The organism is Paenibacillus mobilis, from assembly GCF_058267595.1.
Window position 1 is genome coordinate 43,291 of sequence record NZ_JBZCMS010000007.1, and the last position, 20,903, is coordinate 64,193.

The 20,903-nt window shown below is 51.0% G+C and carries 21 protein-coding genes and 1 other RNA gene; 15 read left to right on the forward strand and 7 right to left on the reverse strand.

Going from position 1 to position 20,903, the window contains the following annotated elements; translation table 11 throughout:
• The 3 genes from gpmI to AC3ZPD_RS14180 all read left to right on the forward strand — a co-directional run bounded on the left by gpmI (position 1) and on the right by AC3ZPD_RS14180 (position 3,651).
• Positions 1-1,554, forward strand: a complete 1,554-nt coding sequence (gene gpmI, locus AC3ZPD_RS14170; protein ID WP_490984931.1) for a 2,3-bisphosphoglycerate-independent phosphoglycerate mutase — start codon at positions 1-3, stop codon at positions 1,552-1,554.
• A gap of 146 nt (positions 1,555-1,700) precedes the next feature.
• Positions 1,701-2,987, forward strand: a complete 1,287-nt coding sequence (eno, locus tag AC3ZPD_RS14175) for a phosphopyruvate hydratase (protein WP_490984932.1) — start codon at positions 1,701-1,703, stop codon at positions 2,985-2,987.
• A 202-nt stretch (positions 2,988-3,189) separates the two neighbouring features.
• Positions 3,190-3,651 carry an OsmC family protein gene (locus tag AC3ZPD_RS14180; RefSeq protein ID WP_490984933.1) on the forward strand — a complete coding sequence of 154 codons (462 nt, stop codon included), beginning with the start codon at positions 3,190-3,192 and terminating at the stop codon, positions 3,649-3,651.
• 159 nt (positions 3,652-3,810) lie between these two features.
• Here the strand turns inward: AC3ZPD_RS14180 and AC3ZPD_RS14185 are convergent, their stop codons facing one another.
• Positions 3,811-4,824: an LLM class flavin-dependent oxidoreductase gene (locus tag AC3ZPD_RS14185; protein WP_490984934.1), complete on the reverse strand. Its 1,014-nt coding sequence runs from the start codon at positions 4,822-4,824 to the stop codon at positions 3,811-3,813.
• Positions 4,825-4,867: 43 nt separating this feature from the next.
• Positions 4,868-5,389 (reverse strand): hypothetical protein, encoded by a 522-nt coding sequence (locus tag AC3ZPD_RS14190; RefSeq protein ID WP_490984935.1) that lies wholly within the window; start codon positions 5,387-5,389, stop codon positions 4,868-4,870.
• 140 nt (positions 5,390-5,529) lie between these two features.
• Between AC3ZPD_RS14190 and secG the strand changes: the two genes are divergently transcribed.
• On the forward strand, positions 5,530-5,760 hold the full coding sequence (secG, locus tag AC3ZPD_RS14195; protein WP_490984936.1) for a preprotein translocase subunit SecG: 231 nt from the start codon (positions 5,530-5,532) through the stop codon (positions 5,758-5,760).
• Positions 5,761-5,916: 156 nt separating this feature from the next.
• Here secG and AC3ZPD_RS14200 read toward each other — a convergent pair whose 3' ends face one another.
• On the reverse strand, positions 5,917-6,963 hold the full coding sequence (locus AC3ZPD_RS14200) for a hypothetical protein (RefSeq protein WP_490984937.1): 1,047 nt from the start codon (positions 6,961-6,963) through the stop codon (positions 5,917-5,919).
• A 229-nt stretch (positions 6,964-7,192) separates the two neighbouring features.
• Here AC3ZPD_RS14200 and rnr point away from each other — a divergent pair, with 229 nt between their 5' ends.
• On the forward strand, positions 7,193-10,024 hold the full coding sequence (gene rnr / locus AC3ZPD_RS14205) for a ribonuclease R (protein WP_490984938.1): 2,832 nt from the start codon (positions 7,193-7,195) through the stop codon (positions 10,022-10,024).
• Between the two features lie 139 nt (positions 10,025-10,163).
• Here rnr and AC3ZPD_RS14210 read toward each other — a convergent pair whose 3' ends face one another.
• The 4 genes from AC3ZPD_RS14210 to AC3ZPD_RS14225 all read right to left on the reverse strand — a co-directional run bounded on the left by AC3ZPD_RS14210 (position 10,164) and on the right by AC3ZPD_RS14225 (position 14,575).
• Complete coding sequence (locus tag AC3ZPD_RS14210) at positions 10,164-10,940, reverse strand: PHP domain-containing protein (protein WP_490984939.1); 777 nt, start codon at positions 10,938-10,940, stop codon at positions 10,164-10,166.
• Positions 10,941-11,042: 102 nt separating this feature from the next.
• Positions 11,043-11,852 (reverse strand): energy-coupling factor transporter transmembrane component T family protein, encoded by an 810-nt coding sequence (locus tag AC3ZPD_RS14215; protein WP_490984940.1) that lies wholly within the window; start codon positions 11,850-11,852, stop codon positions 11,043-11,045.
• Entirely contained in the window at positions 11,827-13,692 is a 1,866-nt protein-coding gene (locus AC3ZPD_RS14220) for an ABC transporter ATP-binding protein (RefSeq protein ID WP_490984941.1), read from the reverse strand. Before AC3ZPD_RS14220 ends, AC3ZPD_RS14215 begins: the two co-directional genes overlap by 26 nt.
• Complete coding sequence (locus tag AC3ZPD_RS14225) at positions 13,685-14,575, reverse strand: DUF8171 family membrane protein (protein WP_490984942.1); 891 nt, start codon at positions 14,573-14,575, stop codon at positions 13,685-13,687. The genes AC3ZPD_RS14220 and AC3ZPD_RS14225 overlap by 8 nt, the downstream gene beginning before the upstream one ends.
• 324 nt (positions 14,576-14,899) lie before the next feature.
• On the opposite strand from AC3ZPD_RS14225, the gene AC3ZPD_RS14230 reads away from it, so the two are divergent.
• The 10 genes from AC3ZPD_RS14230 to AC3ZPD_RS14275 all read left to right on the forward strand — a co-directional run bounded on the left by AC3ZPD_RS14230 (position 14,900) and on the right by AC3ZPD_RS14275 (position 20,679).
• On the forward strand, positions 14,900-15,742 hold the full coding sequence (locus tag AC3ZPD_RS14230) for a MurR/RpiR family transcriptional regulator (protein WP_490984943.1): 843 nt from the start codon (positions 14,900-14,902) through the stop codon (positions 15,740-15,742).
• Positions 15,743-15,862: 120 nt separating this feature from the next.
• Positions 15,863-16,345, forward strand: coding sequence for an SsrA-binding protein SmpB (smpB, locus tag AC3ZPD_RS14235; RefSeq protein WP_094094589.1), 483 nt, complete (start codon positions 15,863-15,865; stop codon positions 16,343-16,345).
• Positions 16,346-16,699: 354 nt separating this feature from the next.
• Positions 16,700-17,064, forward strand: a transfer-messenger RNA (tmRNA) gene (gene ssrA, locus AC3ZPD_RS14240).
• Positions 17,065-17,210: 146 nt separating this feature from the next.
• Positions 17,211-17,504, forward strand: coding sequence for an AbrB/MazE/SpoVT family DNA-binding domain-containing protein (locus AC3ZPD_RS14245; protein WP_490984944.1), 294 nt, complete (start codon positions 17,211-17,213; stop codon positions 17,502-17,504).
• Position 17,505: 1 nt separating this feature from the next.
• A complete protein-coding gene (locus AC3ZPD_RS14250; RefSeq protein WP_490984945.1) occupies positions 17,506-17,898 on the forward strand; it encodes a type II toxin-antitoxin system death-on-curing family toxin in 393 nt (130 codons plus the stop codon).
• Between the two features lie 210 nt (positions 17,899-18,108).
• Positions 18,109-18,306, forward strand: a complete 198-nt coding sequence (locus tag AC3ZPD_RS14255; RefSeq protein ID WP_490984946.1) for a hypothetical protein — start codon at positions 18,109-18,111, stop codon at positions 18,304-18,306.
• Positions 18,299-18,871, forward strand: coding sequence for an ATPase (locus AC3ZPD_RS14260; RefSeq protein ID WP_490984947.1), 573 nt, complete (start codon positions 18,299-18,301; stop codon positions 18,869-18,871). The genes AC3ZPD_RS14255 and AC3ZPD_RS14260 overlap by 8 nt, the downstream gene beginning before the upstream one ends.
• A gap of 168 nt (positions 18,872-19,039) precedes the next feature.
• Positions 19,040-19,240: a cold-shock protein gene (locus AC3ZPD_RS14265; RefSeq protein WP_068698711.1), complete on the forward strand. Its 201-nt coding sequence runs from the start codon at positions 19,040-19,042 to the stop codon at positions 19,238-19,240.
• 77 nt (positions 19,241-19,317) lie between these two features.
• Positions 19,318-19,530 carry a cold-shock protein gene (locus AC3ZPD_RS14270; RefSeq protein ID WP_490984948.1) on the forward strand — a complete coding sequence of 71 codons (213 nt, stop codon included), beginning with the start codon at positions 19,318-19,320 and terminating at the stop codon, positions 19,528-19,530.
• A gap of 333 nt (positions 19,531-19,863) precedes the next feature.
• Positions 19,864-20,679, forward strand: coding sequence for a methyl-accepting chemotaxis protein (locus AC3ZPD_RS14275; RefSeq protein ID WP_490984949.1), 816 nt, complete (start codon positions 19,864-19,866; stop codon positions 20,677-20,679).
• The last annotated feature ends 224 nt before the right edge of the window (positions 20,680-20,903 follow it).

The window sequence follows — 20,903 nt, forward strand, 5'->3', positions numbered from 1 at the left end:
ATGGCTGGAAACACTGTACCAAGACCTGTAGCCCTGATCATCATGGACGGTTTCGGTCTTCGCAACACGGTGGAAGGCAACGCGGTTGCCCAAGCCAAGAAACCGAACTATGACCGTTATCTGAAAGAATATCCGAATACCACGTTGACCGCTTGCGGTGAAGCGGTAGGTTTGCCGGAAGGCCAAATGGGCAACTCTGAAGTGGGTCACTTGAACATCGGCGCAGGCCGTATCGTTTATCAGGATTTGACCCGGATTTCGAAATCCATTCGCGAAGGCGAGTTTTTTGACAATCAAACCTTGGTTGAAGCGGTTCGAGCGGCCAAGAAAAACGGCAAAAAGCTGCATTTGTACGGCCTTTTGTCCGACGGCGGCGTGCATGCGCACATCGACCATTTGTTTGCGATGCTGGAGCTGGCCAAGAAAGAAGATATGCAGGAAGTGTATATCCATGCTTTCCTTGACGGCCGCGACGTAGCTCCTGACAGCGGTGAAGGTTACCTGAGCCAGCTGATCAAGAAGATCGAAGAGATCGGTATCGGCAAAATTGCGACGCTTTCCGGCCGTTACTACTCGATGGACCGCGACAAACGCTGGGACCGCGTAGAGAAGTCCTACCGTGCGATCGTTTACGGCGAAGGTCCTCACTACGTGGATCCTCTCCAAGCTGTTAAAGATTCTTACAGCAACGGCGTGTTTGACGAATTCATGGTGCCGACTGTAATTGTGGACGGTCAAGGAGAGCCGGTCGGTTCCGTTGAATCCGGCGATTCCGTCGTGTTCCTGAACTTCCGTCCGGACCGTGCGATTCAGCTGTCCCAAGTGTTCACGAACCTCGACTTCCGCGGCTTTGATCGTGGACCAAAATTCCCTGAAGGTTTGCATTTCGTATGCTTGACCTTGTTCAGCGAAACGGTTGGGGGATACGTAGCCTACGAGCCTAAAAACCTGGATAACACACTGGGCGAAGTGCTTGTGCAGCACAACAAGAAACAGCTTCGCATTGCGGAGACTGAAAAATACCCTCACGTAACGTTCTTCTTCAGCGGCGGACGCGATGTGGAGCTTCCGGGCGAAACCCGTATCCTCATCAACTCGCCGAAGGTCGCCACTTACGACCTGCAGCCTGAAATGAGCGCTTACGAAGTAGCGGCCGCAGCCGTGAAAGAGATCGAAGAAGAGAACTTCGATACGATCATCCTGAACTTCGCCAACCCGGACATGGTTGGGCACTCCGGCATGCTGGAGCCAACGATCAAAGCGGTTGAAGTAACGGACGAATGCGTAGGTAAAGTCGTGGATGCCGTTGTTTCCAAAGGCGGCGTAGCGATCATCATCGCCGACCACGGCAACGCGGACATGGTATTCGACGAAAATGGCCGTCCTTTCACGGCTCATACGACAAACCCTGTTCCGTTTATCGTGACTTCCCATGATGTCGTTCTGCGCGAGCATGGCATTTTGGCTGACGTTGCGCCAACGATCCTGGATCTGATGCAGCTGCCTTTGCCTGCCGAAATGACAGGACAATCCATGATCGCCAGCCGCAAATAAGCCTGCTTGCTTGCGAAAGCGAACATAAAGCGTTAGACTTCTGCTCAGAGAAGTTTTACCAGAAAGCCGATTAGGCTTTAGTACAGCTTTAGTACACAACACAAACCAACTTTGAAAAAATGATTTCGAAAAGGAGAATACTCAAAATGACTATTATTTCTGACGTATACGCACGCGAAGTCCTCGACTCCCGCGGCAACCCGACTGTTGAAGTTGAAGTTTACCTGGAATCCGGCGCTATCGGCCGCGCTATCGTACCATCCGGTGCTTCCACAGGCGCTCACGAAGCCGTTGAGCTTCGCGACGACGACAAATCCCGTTACCTGGGCAAAGGCGTTCTGAAAGCCGTAGCTAACGTTAACGACATCATCGCTCCCGAAGTGATCGGCATGGACGCTCTGGACCAACTGGGCATCGACAAAATGATGATCGCTTTGGACGGAACGCCTAACAAAGGCAAACTCGGTGCTAACGCCATCCTGGCGGTTTCCATGGCTGTAGCCCGCGCTGCAGCAGACGCTTTGGACCTGCCTTTGTATGTTTACCTCGGCGGATTCAACGCTAAGCAATTGCCAGTTCCTATGATGAACATCGTTAACGGCGGCGCACATGCCGACAACAACGTTGACGTGCAAGAATTTATGGTACTCCCTGTAGGCGCTCCAAGCTTCAAAGAAGCGCTTCGTATGGGCGCTGAAATCTTCCACAACCTGAAATCCGTATTGAAAGGCAAAGGCCTGAACACGGCAGTTGGTGACGAAGGCGGTTTTGCTCCTAACTTTACTTCCAACGAAGATGCTTTGACTTCGATCATCGAAGCGATCGAGAAAGCCGGCTACACACCAGGCAAAGACGTATTCCTGGGTATGGACGTTGCGTCCACGGAGTTCTTCAAAGACGGTAAATATCACCTGGAAGGCGAAGGCAAATCCTTCACTTCCGCTGAGTTCGTTGACCTGCTCGCTTCTTGGGTAGACAAATATCCAATCATCACCATCGAAGACGGCTGCTCCGAAGACGACTGGGAAGGCTGGAAGCTGCTGACTGAGAAATTGGGTAACAAAATCCAATTGGTTGGTGACGACCTATTCGTAACGAACACAGAACGTCTGGCTAAAGGCATCGAAGACGGCATCGGCAACTCCATCTTGATCAAAGTAAACCAAATCGGTACTTTGACAGAAACCTTCGACGCTATTGAAATGGCTAAACGCGCTGGTTATACAGCTGTTATCTCCCACCGTTCCGGTGAGTCCGAAGACAGCACAATCGCCGACATCGCGGTTGCAACAAACGCTGGCCAAATCAAAACAGGTGCTCCTTCCCGTACGGACCGTATCGCAAAATACAACCAATTGCTTCGCATCGAAGACCAATTGGGCGAACTTGCTCAATACAACGGCTTGAACTCCTTCTACAACCTGAAAAAATAAGGTTTGAAAGAATGAAAGCTTAACGGGTATAAATCTAGCATGGAATCCTCCGGTGTGTTTCGATATGCCGGGGGATTTTTCTATCTGCATACATTCCGGGTCCTGCTGTTTTTACTCAAATATGGCAAATTTGCGTCTGTTCGTATACAATGACTGCAGAGAGACCATACGTCCATACCATGATGATTAAGGAGGCAACGGCATGAGACACTTGTTTCAACTGAACGCCGTTTGGAACGGCGGCCGCAACAGCGAAGGAACCATCGAGACCGGCAACTTGAAAACGGTAATCTCCATTCCGGAGCCGATGGGCGGACCGGGGACGGGAACGAACCCGGACGAAATGCTGCTCGGAGCTGCGGCGACGTGTTATTTGATCACTTTGGCCGCGGCACTGGAACGGTCGGGAATCGAGACGGAGAGCTTAACGCTGAACTCGGAAGGGACGGTGGACGTCACCAACAATATTTTCACCTATGAAAGTATTGTGCATCGTCCGCATATTGTGCTTAAGGCCGGTTCCGGTGAACGGGAAGTAGAACGGGCCAGACTGATCGCCGGTAAATCGGAGGGAGCCTGCATGATTTCCCGCGCTTTAGCAGGGAACGTGGCGCTCGCAACCGAGCCGGACATCGAAGTGGCTGCCGCCAAGGCGGCCCAGTAGGACGGTTTGAAAAATACGTAAAAGGCTGCAGGACTCCTGCAGCCTTTTTTTGCGGGTAAAAAAGAGCGCCGCAAAGGATGCGGCGCTCCAGATCATACACGGCTATGAATCTGCCGTTGGGATATTGCCTTTGAAGTAAGTAGGCGAACCGAATTCGAATTAAGCTTTTTGCAGTCCAAAAGCTTCCGCCACAAGCTGGTAGGAACGCAGACGCGCCTGCAGATCGAAAATCGGGGACACGAGCAGCAGCTCCTCTGTCTGATACTCTTCGGCCAGCTTTTCGAGTTTGGCTTTTACCTGCTCCGGCGTGCCGATCACTCGCTTCTCCCGGGCCGCTTCCAGGCGTGCCAGGTCGTAAGGGGTGTAAGGATAGCTTTTGGCCGTTTCGACCGAAGGCAGATACGAAAGCTCCATGCCGGTCTCAAGCGCGTAGAAGTAGAGGCTGACGCTGGAGGACAGGTCCAGCGCCTCTTCTTCGGTGTCGGCGCAAATGACCATCACGGCGGCGAGGGCCCGGGGTCCTTCTTCCATCAGGGACGGGATAAACCGTTCCCGGTACATGTGGACCGATTCCGAGCCGCCGGCGGTGCCGAAGAACTGCGCGAAGGCATACGACGCGCCGACTTCGGCAGCCAGTCCAGCGGTGCCGCCGCTGGACCCAAGCAGCCACAGCTCCGGCGCCGTTGGCACGGACGGGGCTGCCAGTATGCCCGGGAAGCGATGGTCGGCCGGCACGGCGTCATTCAAATACGCAATCAGGTCGACGACCTGCTGCGGATAAGTATCGCCGTGATGATACCGGCCTTCCTGCAGCGCCCGTGTGGACAAGGGCCGCCCGCCCGGCGCGCGGCCGATCCCAAGATCGATCCGGCCAGGGTACAGCGCCTCCAGCAGGCGGAAATTTTCCGCCACTTTATAGGCGCTGTAATGCGGCAGCATGATGCCGCCGGAGCCCACCCGGATCCGGGAAGTGTGCGATGCCAGATGGGCGATCAGCACCTCCGGGCTGGAATGAGCCAGGCTGCGCGAGCTGTGGTGCTCGGACACCCAATACCGGTGGTAGCCGAGGCGGTCCGCCTCCTGCGCCAGCCGGGTTGTGTCGGACAAGGCCTGAACGGCCGTGCCGCCTTCATTTATATGCGATTGGTCGAGAACACCTAGTCTCGTTAACATGTCATCACCTCAACTCCTACTTTACAAGTTGGAGGGCGAGAGGTCAAAATTTTAAACTTTGAATCTGCGAGGATGGTGAGGAAGGATTTTCGCTGCGTTTACAGTATTGGATAACCGGAGGCAGCAGGGTAAGGATCTGGATGGCAAAGCCGACCGCCAAATAGATCAGGTGAACAACCGCGATGGCCTGTAAAATATAGATCTCCACCATGATCCAGATCAGGGAAGCGAAGCCGGCATAGAGGGAAAAAGCCCAGCACCAATGCTGCGTTTTATAGGGGTTCAGGGCCTGGACAAACCGCCAGTTCCATGTCAGCAGCAGTCCTGAAGCGGTTATGACCGGACAAATCCCCAGCACGATCAACAAAATCAGTCCAGGAATCAAATAATCCGGAAACCAGTTCACCATCATGATATCTTTTGGCAGACCAAGCAGTCCGCCTGTGGGGTCCAGCACCAGCGTTCCTCCGCCAAAACCGGCGCCCAAACCTAATAAAATTAGCAGAACAGCAAGCAGCCAGACGGTAAACGGCTTTTTCGTACCCGATCTTTTAGTTTTTGACATCCTCTTTCTCCTTTCAGGTTCGTCTTGAAATGAATTATAGCTTGTGTTAGGTCAGTCGGCTGTGATAAAATATAGGCAATGTGTAGTTTCGATAATTGTTTTTTAGGATTATAGATGTATCTACCTAGGGGGTGGAATGAATGGATATTCTGTTGAAAATTTTGTTGGTTATCTTTTCCATCGGTTTGATTACAGTCGTTCTTTTGCAAAAAGGTAAAAGCGCGGGTCTGGCCGGTGCCATCTCCGGAGGTGCGGAGCATCTTTTCGGTAAAACGAAAGCACGCGGCATGGAATTGGTGCTGGAACGCACCACAATCGTAATGGCAGCCGGATTTTTTATCGTGGCTATTCTGGTTGCGGTATTCCAATAAGCGCGGTTATCCATATCGGTAAAATGAAAAGCCTTCGACCTTGGGTCGAAGGCTTTTTTTGAAATTTTTTGAAACTAAAGTGGAATTAAAGAAGCCAGAGCTATTAAATCCAAAAGACTTCAGAACCGCTTAATGTGACTTATGTAAAAAGAGCTACTAGGGAACAGCCTTCCTGCCGGCTGAAGCAGCCCCCTCCAGCGGATGAGCCTTGGAATCCGGGCAGCCGGTGGACTGGATTAGGTCGGACAACTTGCTGTATTGGTGGGAAAGACCCGCTTTAATATCCTCGATGGCTTGTTTGTTGACCTCCATATTTTCGGACAAATGAAGCATTTTTGCCGTAATTCTGAGAAACCGCTCCCGCATATCCAGAATGCCGGAAGGTTTTGGCGAAAACGAATGAGAATGGTCCGGCTTGATGGCGGAGTCGGGATTACAAAAAAAATTCAAGTCTGCTTCAGAGTGGCCTCCCCGCAGCGGCAGCTGCGTCTCCCGGTCGGAGGCCGTTTCGACCGTTAAATCCAGGACCGCGTTCGCGGAATCGAGAGAAGAAGTAATATCATGGCAGATCCGATAGGCGTGCTGAAGCTCCTGTTCAAGCTCCAGGCTCCAGTTGTATAAAAGATCAACCGTGGACTGCAATTCCTCTGCAGCCGCGTGGGTCCGCGTCTGTACCTGGTCGTAGGCCTGCTGTTTTACTGCTAGCGCTTCGGCCATTTTTTCAGTCTTGAAAGCGTTAAAGGCGAGCGTTGCGGTAATGAGAACGACGGCCACCAGCAGCGGGAGCAGGTTTTTTTGCAGAAAAAAGCTGTCAGGATGAGCAAACGTATAGATCCCAAAGGTAACCATAGTAACCAAAACCCCGTTGTACAAAATCAACCGATAGTTGGCATAAAGCGATAAAAAAATCAGGTTCAAATAAAGGAGAATCAAATTGAACAAATTAAACTGCTGGGATAATGCGTACAGCGTGATTAAGGGCAGAAGCGTGGCTGAAATATACTTGATGTAGGGGGTTTTCAGGTTTCTGTAATGCATAACGGCGGGAATGCTGCAGATAACACCTCCTGCCACTACCACGGCAAGCAGCCGGGGATTTTCGCTGTGGAGCATAGGATCTTTCAGCACGATAATGATAAGTGCAATCCAGACAAGGAACACAAAAAAGCTGTCACGGGACCGGCAAAATGCGAATCGATCCATTCCTCCACCCACTTTTCAACAATTTGAATTTAAAAAAGCTCTATATATTCATTATCGGGGGCTTTCGGCGGTTTATTTATAAAGCCCGGGGCATAACGGAAAGGTTTTCACGGTTTGCGGATGTAAGGGGTTAAATTCGTGTATACTAGGTTATATACAAGGAAAAGAAAATATTGGGATTCTTATTATAACGGCTTCTGCAATGGACGGGGCTTCCTGAGGTGAAACGATGATAACGGAAAATACGCTGCTTGATTTTATGCGGGAAACTGCATACAAGCCGATGACTTACCAGGAGCTTGAGGAACATTTTCAAATTTCGGAGGCGTCCGAATTCAAGGAGTTCCTGAAGCTGCTGAACCAACTGGAACAGAGCGGAAAAATCGTGCTGACCCGCACGCAGCGCTACGGCATTCCGGAGCGGATGGATTTGCTGCGCGGACGGCTGCAGGTGCACGCCAAAGGGTTTGCGTTTCTGATTCCGGAGGACCGGGAGCACCCGGACGTATATATTCACGCCAATGATTTAAAAAGCGCCATGAACGGCGACACCGTGCTGGTTCGCGTGAACAGCAAAGGGCCGGCCGAAGGCCGCCTTGAGGGCGAGGTCGTCCGCATCGTGACCCGGGCGGTCACGCAGGTGGTCGGCGTCTTCCAGCATCACGAGACGTTTGGGTTTGTGGTTCCCGATGATAAACGGATTAACCGGGATATTTTTATTGCCCAGGAGAAAATGGGCGGTGCGGCAAACGGTGATAAAGTCGTAGCGCGTATCGTTTCTTATCCAGAAGGCCGCGCTGCGGCTACGGGCGAGGTTGTGGAGATTTTGGGCCACAAGGATGACCCGGGCGTGGACATTTTGTCCATTATCCGTAAACACCAGCTGCCGGAGGAGTTTCCGGAAGACGTTATGGAGGAAGCGGGCGCCGTGCCGGATACGATCGAACAGGAAGAAATCGTGCGCCAAGGACGCAGGGACCTGCGGGACCGGGTAATCGTCACGATCGACGGCGAAGACGCCAAGGACTTGGACGATGCCGTAAACGTGGAACGCCTGGAAAACGGCAACTACCGGCTGGGCGTACACATCGCAGACGTCGGTTACTATGTGAAAGAGAACTCCAGGCTCGATCAGGAAGCTTATAACCGCGGCTGCAGCGTTTATTTGGTGGACCGGGTGATTCCGATGCTGCCGCACCGTTTATCCAACGGGATTTGCAGCTTGAATCCGAAGGTGGACCGTTTTACGTTGTCCTGCGATATGGAGTTCGACGATCAGATGCAAGTCGTGAAGCATGACATTTATACGAGCGTAATCCGGACGAAAGAACGGATGACCTACACCAACGTGCGTAAGATTTTGCAGGAGGAAGATCCGGAGGTAACGGAGCGTTACAGCGATCTGGTGGATACCTTTAAACATATGCGCGAGCTCGCTCTGCGCCTGCGCGGCAAACGAATGAAACGCGGCGCGGTGGACTTCGATTTCGAGGAATCGAAGGTGATCGTCGATGAATCCGGCAAGCCGGTCGATATCGTCAAACGCGAGCGTTCGATCGCCGAGCAGATCATCGAAGAGTTTATGCTTGCCGCAAACGAAACGGTGGCCGAGCATTTTCACTGGCTGAAGGTGCCGTTCATTTACCGGATTCACGAAGACCCGGATCCGGAGAAGCTGATGAATTTCATGGCGTTTATCGCCAACTTCGGATATGCCGTGCGGGGCAAAGGCAACAAGGTCCATCCGCGAGCCCTTCAGTCACTGCTGGAGGACATCGACGGCACGAAGGAGCAGACGGTGATCAGCACGATGCTGCTCCGGTCGATGAAGCAGGCCAAATACGATGCGGAAAGCACCGGGCACTTCGGCCTTGCAGCCGATTTCTACACGCACTTCACGTCGCCGATCCGCCGTTATCCCGATTTGGTCATTCACCGGGTGATTCGTGAGGTGATTGAAAGCGGCGGGGGTTTGTCGGACGACCGTCAGGAGTATTTGGCGAGCCGTATGGCGGACATTGCTCAGCAGTCCTCGGAGCGGGAACGCGTTGCCGTTGATGCCGAGCGCGATACGGAACAGCTGAAAAAAGCCGAATTCATGCTGGACAAGGTCGGCGAGGAATTTACCGGCATGATCAGCAGCGTGACCAGCTTTGGCATGTTCATTGAGCTTGATAATACGGTTGAAGGCCTCATCCGCCTCAGCGCGATGACGGACGATTATTATCATTTCCATGAGCAGCATATGGCGCTGATCGGAGAACGCACATCGCGGATTTTCCGGATCGGCGACGAGGTCAAGATCCGCGTGGCCCGCGTGAACATGGACGATCACACCATCGACTTCGAGCTGGTAGATATGAAGCCGCGGCGCCGTGAACGCGGCGGGGATTTGGCGCCGGGCGGCGGCGCTGGCGGCCGTGGCGGTAAAGGCGGCCGCGGGAAAAAAGGCGCGGCCGGCGGGTTTGCGGCTGCCGGCAAAGGCAAAGGCAGCAGCGGTGCTGGCGGCGGCCGGGGCAAGGCCGGCGTTGGTGGTTCCGGCGGCGGCAAAGGCAAAGCCGCTGGCAAGGGCAAGCCGCGCGGCGATGCGCGCGGCGTGTTCAGCAGCCCGGACACGTGGAGTCCGGGCGCAGGCGAGCCGCAGGAGCAGGGCGGCGGCTCGCTGGGCCGTCACCGCGGCGAAAGCGCGAAGCCGGAAGCTAGCGCCGGTGGCGTTAGTTTCGGCTTCGGCTCGGGCAAAGGCGGCTATGCCAGCGGCTCGCCGAACGGCTTTACCCGCGGCGGAGACAGCCGCGGGTATGGCAACGGCGGCGGCGGCAACGGCAAACGCCGCAAGAAGACGACCGCCAGCGGCATCTTTAACGCTGGCGCCGCGGGTGATGCCGCCGTCATCGGGAACCCGGGTTCCGGCGAATCCGGCGGCAAGAAACGCAAGAAGAAGAAGTCCGGCAAAGCCGGTAATGGCGGTGGCGGATCCAGCCGGAACGGGAAAAGCGAAGGCGGCTCGGGCAAAGGGGCCGCCAAAAACGCCACGGCCGCTTTTGTGAGAAAAAAGAAATAAAACGGCTGGCGAACGCTACGTTCGTCGGGCCTCGTCCAAACCGGATAACGGAATTCACGTGAACCTGCTTCGCGGAATCCGCATCCAAAAAGGCACAGCGACAATATGCGCTGTGCCTTTTGTTTTCCAAACCCCGAAATCAGAGAGTGGTGCCGGCTGCTTCCAGTTTGACGATTTTTTTCATCAGCTTCTTGAGCATGACCGACGCTTTAACCTTAATCGGCAGCTGCTCGGAGACCCGTACGCTGAAATCTCCGCTGACAATGGCGGCTTTCAGTTCCGCTGCCGACTCGCAGTCCCGGTTCAACACATTATAAACGCTGCCGTACTGCAGGCATTGATGGGTGTCGCTGCCAGCCGTCACCGGCTTGCCAAGCCTCTCTGCAAAGGCACGTACCTTGGTTTCGTTGGTTTGGCAGCCGTATTCGTACATATCTTTGGCATTGAGGTCAAAAGCGTCAAGCCGCATCAGCTGGCTTGTGCTTAAATGATGAAGCGGCGTCGATTCCCGGAACGGGTGTGCCCCAATTTTCAGCAGAGGCAGCGCTTCGGCCAGGTCCATGAGATCATCGTAAGAAATAAAGGAGCCTTTTTCGGTATAAGCTTCAAGCCGGTCCCGGGTTTGTAAAATATGCTCTTTGCGCCCGATCAGCAGGATATGTCCGGTTTCGGCGATATCGACCTCCATGCCCGGAAAGATTTTAAGCCCGCCGGCCTTGTAGTACTCCCCGTTGTAAGGGAACAGCGCATCCAGCGTCTCGTAGACTTCAGCAAAGTTTCGTGTATTAAAATGCTCGGTTAAAGCGAGCGCATCCAGTCCGTTTTCCACAGCTTCCTGAATCATCTCTTCATAATAAGCGGGGGAGAAATCCGTCGCTTTGGATAATTTAGCATGAGTATGCAGATCCATTTTCATTGGTGTGCACTCCTTTTATTTCCTAAGGTCCATAAATCCAATATATTCAGCAATTAGCACAGCTCTAAAAACCCGAGCGATGCCCTTTCTCTAATCCTGCCACTAGCCGATCCAGAAAAGGAGTCCCGTATAAACCGCTGTTCCGCTCAAAAAAACGATATCGCGCGCAGTCACCTTAAGATGCGCCAGTTTCAGCTTTTTGGAGACCGGATTTTTCATTCCGTAGGAGAACCCCCTCGTTTCCAGCGCTTCGACCGTGGTGCGGGAACGTTTGGCAGTCGCCAGCATCAGCGGGAAAAAAGATAACACCAGCAGCTTTAAATAATAAACGGCCAGCCTCCAATAGAGGAATCCTTTTTGTTCGGGCGCTCGGCCCCGCAGCCGGTAGGAGAGCAGGACGTTATGAAATTCTTCGAACAGCACGGGCAAGATCCGGTATCCGTAAGACAAGCTGAAGGAAAAGGCGGCAGGCATGCCAAGCGCAAGCAATCCGTCGCTGATCTTTTCGGGATCCATACCGGAGAATACGGTAATGCTGGCCAGCGATACTACAGACAGCTTCAGTGTGAGCTTGAGCAGGGGCAGCGCGGAGCTGATGTCTCCGCCGAAAAACAGGGACAAGATAAACAGCCAGCCGACCTGTCCGATCAGTCCCAGGCATAACACGACAATAATAAAAGGGGTAACCCGCGATAAAATCGTTGTCACGACCATCATCAGGAACAAGCCGCTCAATATAGTCAGGCTGGAGAGAAACCAAGGGACGATCGCAAAAAACAAATACCAGATCAGCATGCAGCGCGGATCCAGTCTGGAGAGGGACGTGTGTCCGCTCCCGTAAGCGGTATTCATCAGCTCCAGCTGAATCCGTTCGATTGAAATTTTGCTAAACCAGCTGCGGACCAACTGCATGCAGACGTCCCTCCTTTCCATGTATGCGATCATAAATTCTCTTCGCAAAAGCGGCCGGGGTGCTGCTTGCCGGCGCAAGCCCCAGCACAAACGAAAGCTCCATCATTTGGGTGAGGGCAAGTCCCGCCCTTCCAATCAAACCGACATCCGAAAAGATGTCCTCGACTGTTCCGTCACCGGCTACAGTTCCTTCGTTCAGCACGATAACCCGGGTAGCCCATTGATGGACGAGCTGCATATCGTGGGTCGCGATAATTACCGTACGGACATGAGCCTCAAGCTCCTTCAACGTTTCGAGCAGCTCTTCCCGGGTGGCCAGATCCAGATTGGCCGTCGGCTCGTCCAGCAGGATGACCTTCGGCTGAAGGGCGGCTCCAATCGCCAGCGAAACCCTTCGCTGCTGACCGCCGCTCAGCAGCCGCGCATCGCGGTCTTTCAGCCCTTCCAGCCTGAATTGGCGCAGCATCTTGGCGGATATGGCTTCCGCCTCCGGGTGTCTCCGGCTCTTGAGGCCATAGAGCACTTCTTTAGAAACATTATCATCGATAAACATCTCTTCCGGGTTTTGAATAACAAGTCCGACATGCGCCGATATCTGCTCCATCGAAAGTTCTTTGGTGTTTTGCCCCAACAGGTGGATGCTGCCTCCGGACGGCCTACGGATACCCGCAATCAGCTTGAGCAAGGAGGACTTCCCTGCCCCGTTGTTGCCGACCAGAGCAATGCGCTCCCCTTCATGGAAGCTTAAGCTGAGCCGGTTGAATATTTCATGCCGGGCTTTACGAATCGTCCGGTAGCTTAGGGAAACGTCCGTCAATTCCACGACAGAAGGAGGTGTTTTTGCGCTCGGAGCATAGGGGGGGCTCACGGAGTTGGCTTCGATTGGGCTTTTGCCCAAGGTTGTCCCGCGACTTTCCCCGGTGCTTCTATCCAAAAATTTATGAAAGTAACGTGCCGCTTCCCCGGAAGTAACCGGAAATAATCGATTCCGATGCAGGCCTAAGTCCGCCCCGGCACCTTCGTTCAGCTCTGTCCAATAAACGGCCGCTTTGGTCACCTCGGGCGGTTGAATGCCAAGTCTCTTCAGATCGTCAAGGCTGTTCAAGGCTTCGGCTGTCGGTTTGTTCCACAGCACTTTCCCATCCTCCATAAGACAAGCTTCCGTGCAATAATCGGCGATAAATTCCGTATGGTGTTCTATCACGATGATCGTTTTGCCGTATTCACGATTCAATTGGTGCAGGACCGCGTAAACCTGGCGGGCATGCTGAGGATCCAACTGGGAGACCGGCTCGTCGATGACCAGAATCTCGGGTTCGAGCGAGAGCGCGCCAGCCAGGGCAAGCAAATGTTTTTGCCCGCCGCTCAGCTCCCAAATATACCTGTCTTTCAGGTGGGTCAAACCGCATTGCTCCAACGCCCGCCAGCCCATGGCTTTGTAATCCTCCAGGCCGTAATTGAGCGGGGCAAAAAAGACCTCGTCCTGCACGGTCGGCCGGACAAGCTGGTTATCAAAATCCTGATAAACGTAACCCACCATTCTCGAAAGCTCCGACACGCTGCGGTTGGCGGACGAAAGGCCGCAGACCTCGACCTGACCCTCGAAATCCCCTGAATAATAGTGGGGGATCAGGCCGTTAAACAGCTTGCATAACGTGGACTTTCCGCATCCGTTGCCTCCCATGATAGCCGTAAAACTGCCTTTCCGGACGGAGAGGCTGGCCTCTTTAAGCACAGCTTGCTCCGATCCCGGATAAGTAAACGAGACATCTGAAATACGCACAGCCCACAGTTCGTTTTGCTCTGAGCCGTTTACGCCCGCCCTAAATCCATTAAGCATAAGGCAAACTTCCCGAGTTGTTGTCGTCTTTGACGCCCCGATTTCTGCGGTTCCGCATCACTACCAGCACGATGGCTGCTATAACGGCAGCCGCGGCGATGCTGATCCAGATGGCACCAACACCAAGCTGGCCTTCCAGCCCGCTGTCCCATTCGCCGATGTTCCAGTCGGTTTCGGACAGCGACTCGGCTCCAAAGGCCAGGATGGCCAGCAGAACGCCGATCCCGATCAGCTTAGGCGCAAAAACGCCGGCGGCTTCGTATTTAGTAAACTTCTCGCGGGGTTTGATGCCGAGGAGCGGTTCGATTTTTCCGTATAGTCTTGGAACCAGATATAACGTCGGCAGCAGGGCAAACAAAATGCCTGAAAACAATACATCGTTCAGAAAGCTGGCGCCTTCGACGATAACTACGCTTTGCGCAAGACCGGGTACCGCTTCAAACTCCTCAACGCCGATCCACACTTTGCCGATATCGACCATGCTGCTGCAGAACTGATGAATGATCACGCCGGAAATGGCGGCGATGCCTACCTGGGTGCGGTTCAGCGGGTTTTTGACCATACGTCCGGCCACATACATGGCAAACGAGAAGGTCAGGAATTTTTCAAGCTCGCCCAAACCGCCGAATTGTCCGAGCATAAGTTCTCCAAAAATCACTTCGCCAAGCGCGGCGCCAACTGCCGCATAAAAAGGATGAAACAGCATGCAAAGCGTCAGCGGAATGAAAGCAAAATATTCCACGGATAACTCGACAGGTCCAATCCGGAATTCGGGGATCAGCTCGGTAAACATGTTGGACAGACCGTACAGCGACATGGAGAGCACGAAGATCATCATTTTTTGCGAGGAACTCAGGGTATACACCCGGGTACTGCTAGCCATTTCAGGGAAAGCCTCCTTTTAGGTTCTATTTGACTTCAGTATAGGAAGCGTTTATTAAATAAAGCGGGGAAGTATGTCAACTTACTGTAATATTTTTTACATTAAGATATAAATGAAATATAATTTACATTATCAAGAGGATGTAGGAAATGATGCTTTAGGTTTTGAAGGAGGGACGAGGAGAAGTTTAGAAATCAATCCTCAGCTAATAAAACCATAGTAAAATGAAGCGGTAGAGTTACGAAAATGGGGAGAGTCGGCGCTTAAAGCAACGTTTCGTATTTCTTTTTCCATGAAGCTGCCCTGAAGGAGTGCATTTAAACCATGATGAGTTTATTTGAAGATAAATCCGGGTTTTCGCCGAGCCAGCTAAAAATTGCAGATTTCATTGAGCGCCATCCGGAAGAAGTGCTGTTTATGACCGAGCAGGAAATCGCCGACCGTCTGGGAACAAGTATTGCTACCGTTTCGCGTTTCTGGCGGACGGTCGGGTATGAAAATGCCAAGGCTTTTAAGCTGAAGCTGCGTGAAACTCCCGACACAACGCCAGCGCTAAAGCTGGAGAAAACTATCTCGCAAATGGATTCATCCAGTTTGCCGGCTAAAATGCTGGATCAAACCATTCACCATTTGCACGATACGATGGAAAAAACTGATCCGGCCGAACTGGAGGAAGCAGCCAAGCTGATGGCGTCCGCAAGGCGCCTCTACATTTATGCTCCAGGTCCTTCCTTGGGACTGGGGGACTTGCTTTCCTACCGGCTGTCCCGGTTTGGCATGTCAGTCCGGATTACGGCGGGCAGCGGACACGAGTTGTTGGAGTCGCTGGCTCATTTGCAGCCGGAGGACACCGTGCTGCTGTTCAGCTTTACAAGGATGCTTCCGGAAACGGAGGTCATTCTGGACTGCGTACGCCGGGTGGGTTGCGCGGCTGTTATGATTACGGACCGCGAGGATTTGCGGTACGGGACGCCGGCACAGGTGGCTTTTTACGTCAGCCGGGGAGATATGGGGGAGTTTCATTCCATGGCGACTCCGCTTTTTTTGATTGAACAGCTGATCTTGGGCATCGGGATTTTGAATAAAGACAAGGTTTTGTCCAAATTAGAGCATCTTGGCGAGCTGCGCAGACGTTATGCGGATAAACTGCCTCGGGGAAAGGCTTAGGCGCCCGTTTGGCTTGATTTTGCCTGCTTCACTTGCTACAATTGGGTTCTGGGATTATGCAGACTAATCTGTATGATCCATTTGGAATCTGCACAGATTAGGGTTTGAAGGAGTGAGCACATGGGTAAGAAGACGACGGAAGGCAAAGTGCTGGCCCAGAACAAGAAAGCTTCCCATGACTACTTCATCGAAGATACGTATGAGGCGGGCATGGTGCTGACGGGAACGGAAATTAAATCGCTTCGGGCGGCGCGAGCGAACATCAGTGACGCTTTTGCGACGATCCGGAACGGTGAGATTCACGTCCACAACATGCACATCAGTCCCTTTGAACAAGGCAACCGCAGCAATCCTGAGGATCCAACGCGGGCGCGCAAGCTGCTGATGCACAAATCGCAGATCAACAAGCTGCTCGGGCAGTCGAAGCAGGAAGGGTATACGATCGTGCCGCTTAAGGTTTATGTGCGGAATGGTTACGCCAAACTGCTGCTTGGCCTTGGTAAAGGTAAGAAACAGTTCGACAAACGCGAAACGGCTGCCAAGAAAGACGCTCAGCGCGATATTCAGCGGGCCTTGAAGGAACGTCAGAAGGTCGCACGGTAAGCTCGAACGGACCGGGTTTGGATTGGCATGACTTGCATAACTGGAACATGGCAGGCTAATGTTCTTTTTGAAAGAAGAATTGAGGTCTGTTGGCAGTATCTCAGCAAATTAGCAGGATTTATCGGCAGTTCCAGCAACTTGGCGAGCAGTTCTTCGCCGGTTGTGTTATAATATTTGATGTACCTTCGATATAGCATTTCTGCTATACGACAGCGCTTGACCTTCTTTTATGGAGGGAAGGATCAAGTAAGTAATGTGCTTCCTGGAGCTTCGGCATCCGATTTAATCCGGAAGACACCCTTTTTGCAGATAGGCCCGGCGCTGTAAGGTGCTGGTGAGCCGATTCTCTTTTACGGGGGCGTTTTTGGATTCGACGGGGGTTGTTCGAGCATGGGTAGCGGGTAGTGGGGACGCGTCCACTTCATCAACGCTAAAGCCTATTAAACGGCAAACAACAATCTAACTACGCTCTCGCAGCTTAATAACCTGCAGACGTGCTCTCGCTCTGCATCGCCCATGTGCCGGGATGAGGGCTCAACCTTTAGTGGGATACGCTGTCTAGTCTCCGCCTGCGGCTAGCTGAAGAAGATAACCAGGCTGACCCAAAGGGAATCCGGTGACGGGGAGTTCCTAGGGTGACATCAAAACTGTCACTACACCCGTAGAAACCTATGTGGCGTTGCCTTCGGACAGGGGTTCGACTCCCCTCGCCTCCATACTGAAAATCCACAACCGAATTCGGTTGTGGATTTTTGCTTTATATACTTCAAGAAGTTTGATAAAATGTACTTATGTTATAAGGGTTATTACTGTTATAAGGTATAACTTATTGGGTAATGATCATACTATGGAAGGAGAATGCCCTATGAATGGTGTGGTCAAATTGACGAATGATAAAAGGAATGGGACACGGTACTCTCGCAAAATAGGGAGAATGGGAAACAGCTTGGGGGTAAGTTTACCTAAAGGACTTGCTGCGAAGCTGGATATTTCGCAAGGGGATGAGATTGAATTCATTGAAAATGATCGTGGTGAAGTGGTATTGAGAAAGGTTAGACAAAATAAACTGCCCGATAATGTCCGTCCTGAAGTTCTAGAGGTTTTTTTTGATATATTTGAAGAGGATAAGGGAATTCTTGAGGATTTAAGGGACAGATGATATGACTAATTTTCTGACTAAAGAAGAAGTTATCGCAGCACACTATTTTATGATGAAAAGAATGAATGACGCAGAGCAAGCAGGCGTGAAAGATCATGGTTTGCTGGAATCTGCGATACATAGACCCGGTCAAAGTGTATTTGGAGAAGATGCTTACCGCACTTTATTTGACAAGGCAGCAGCCTTTCTGGAATCTCTAGTGAAAAATCATTGCTTTCATAATGGTAATAAACGGACAGCCTACTTGGTTACAAAGTCGTTTTTAATGTTGAATGGTTACCATCTGCGAATGGAACGTTTATATGCGGTAGAATTTGTAGTCGATATTGCAAAAGGATTACATACATTGGAGACTATTGCTCATATTCTTGAAAATCATACTGAAGAAATCTAATTTAATTCGGCTGCTCAGATGACATCAAAACTGTCACTACACCCACAGCGAAGCTCAACCTATGTGGCGTTCCTTCGGACAGGGGTTCGACTCCCCTCGCCCCCATAGAAACAAGACGAAAAGCCTTCAGCCCTTGTTGTAGTTGTTGGCTTTTTTATTGTGTATAATAAAGTACAACAATTAACGGTAAGCATGAAGGAGGTTCTTGTTATGGCAGTCGATCGAGAACAGTTGCAACATATACTTAAGAAGGCCAATCAACGTGCTCGTCAACAAGCCAAGCAATCAGGAGCATCTATTTACTATATAAAGAACAACAGACGTATTCGCGAGGATGCGAAAGGCAATAAATTTGAGATCATTTTCGATTCCCAGGGAAAGCGGATGGAGCGGGAATTTATTGAATAATTATAAACCTGTCATGACCGTGTTTGCGGGTACCAACGGTGCTGGCAAGAGTACAATCAGCCTGCAAATGAGGGGGTTTATCGGGGAAGTTGTTGATCCTGATCAGATTGCTATACGACTCAATCCAGAGAATCCGCGAAGTGCGGATTTATCAGCAGGCAAGGAAGCAATCAAAAGAATCCGGTCTCTGATTAACTCCAATAATCATTTCGCTGTTGAGACAACGTTATCCGGTACATTTTTCTTAAGGCATATGCAGTTAGCCAAGGCAAAAGGTTATAAAATTATTATGTATTATATTGGTCTTCAAGATGTGCAAATGCATATTGACCGTGTGGCTTCCCGCGTAGAGCAAGGAGGGCACTGGATAGCAGAAGCGGATATCCGCTGGCGGTATGGCCAATCGCTTCAGAATTTAAAACCTGCAGTGAGTATCGCAGACCAGCTCATTATTATAGATAATACGTTTGAGCCTGCAATTATTGCCCCTCGCCTCCATATTTATTTTAGCTTATATAGTATCATGGTCAGCAATAAGGGAAAAACGAAATGGAATTTGTACTAAATTTGCAAACCCACTCCAGTTGTGGTATAGTTACTTTATTGGAATTTCGACCTGAACTCACATATTGTAGAGGGTTATGATTTTCATTTATAGCCTTGTACAATATGTGATTTTTTTTTTTAAGAATTTGAAGATCATGTACAAATTAAAATATGGAGGTAATGAATCATGGAAAAAGGAACAGTAAAATGGTTTAACGCAGACAAAGGTTTTGGTTTTATCGAGGTTGAAGGCGGAGACGACGTATTCGTTCACTTCAGCGCTATTGTTGGCGACGGCTTCAAATCGCTGGACGAAGGTCAACGCGTTGAATTTAATGTCGTACAAGGCAACCGCGGCCCACAAGCCGAGAACGTTGTTAAACTGTAAGACGGTGTTAGAAAGTCCCAACTGGTGTTGGGGCTTTTTTTTCGCTCATTATTCCGGAAGAGAAAGAGGGATGCTGCTTGTACTATTCACGGAAAAGACAGATGATCGACCTTCCTGAGGAAATGACAGCGATATGGTCATGCACCAACGAAAAGTGCAACGGATGGATGAGGGATAATTTCGTTTTTTTGATTCAACCGATTTGCGGCCAATGCAATTCTTTCATGGAAAAGAGTGAGAAAATGCTGCCTATTATAGCTAATACAAGTCCTAATCAGACGAAACGCTAAATAAAGCGAAGGTCAGTGACACCACGAAGGCTACAAAATTACACTTGTAAAAGTTTATGTAGCGTCCTCGGACAAGGGCTCGACGCCCCTCTCCTCCTTTTTTGTATGAAGAGAAGCTTTCAACCCGTTGCGTGGTTGAAGGCTTTTTTTGTTGTGCTCTAGTGGTTCGATAATGTTGTGTTTTTAATTTAACTCCAATTACTGACTCCCTCATCAAACTTGGTATCTGCTGGATTTTGTGGGATAATTAGATGCTATTGATTTTAATAAAGAAATTTCCGATAGTTTATATATTAGCTAATTTTTAATCAAAATATTGGAGGATTTACAACCATGACGATTCCCTCCTTAGAACAACTTATTGCGATGGTCCCTGTATTGAAACAAGCGATTCCCGTTGAGTTATCCATTGCGGTTTGCGACAAGGAAAAATTTATAGCTTATTGGCCGGGGCAGGATATCCGGCTTCCTATTGAGGTTGGCCAATTCCTGCAGGAGGAAGAACCGCTGACCCAGGCTATTAGAAGGGATGTCCCGATTAAAGCCGATGTTCCCGCTGATTTCTACGGATTTGAGTTCGTTGGAACGGCCGCCCCGCTCCACGATCCGGAGGGAAAGGTCATTGGCGGCATTGCGGTCCAGGTCCGGAAGCAAAGAGAATTAATGGATATTTCCGACCAAATCGCGAGTGCCCTTTCGCAAGCGAGCAGCGAACTTAATGTTGTGGCTAATGGGTCCAATACGCTGGCCGACCATACGGAACAACTGCTTGATTTAGCCAAAGAAACAGTTGTTCAGGTTAACAAAACGAATGAAATCATTACGCTCGTAAAAAGTGTAGCCGACCAAACCAATCTGCTTGGCATTAACGCAGCCATCGAAGCCGCTCACGCGGGGGACAAGGGGAGAGGGTTCGGCATCGTAGCCGGAGAAATCCGCAAGTTGTCCCATACCACCGTTGATTCCACCAAAGAGGTTCAAGAGGTGCTCAAGAACTTCAGGGACGCCACCAACCGTATGGAACAATCGATCGAGCAAATCACAAAAGTGGTGAACGAACAGGCGGCGTCTTCCCAGCAAGTCTCATCGTTCATAGAAGAAATCCATCAAATGTCGGAAAAATTAAACCTGTACTCCAAAAAGCTGTAGCGCTTCAGGTCAACCATTTTTAAGCCATGAAAGCTCCCGGCGGGCGCGCATCCGCTGCGTGTTTTCCCATTAAAAAACCAGCCCGTCGAGGCTGGCTTTTCTTTTTTAAATAAGGCGATTTAAGGATAGAGGGGAAGAAAAAAGCGAGAGGAAATCTGCCTAGAAGCAGAAGTTTGGCTAAAGTAGAACATTAGAAAAAAGGGGAATGCAGGCAGTTAAGCCAA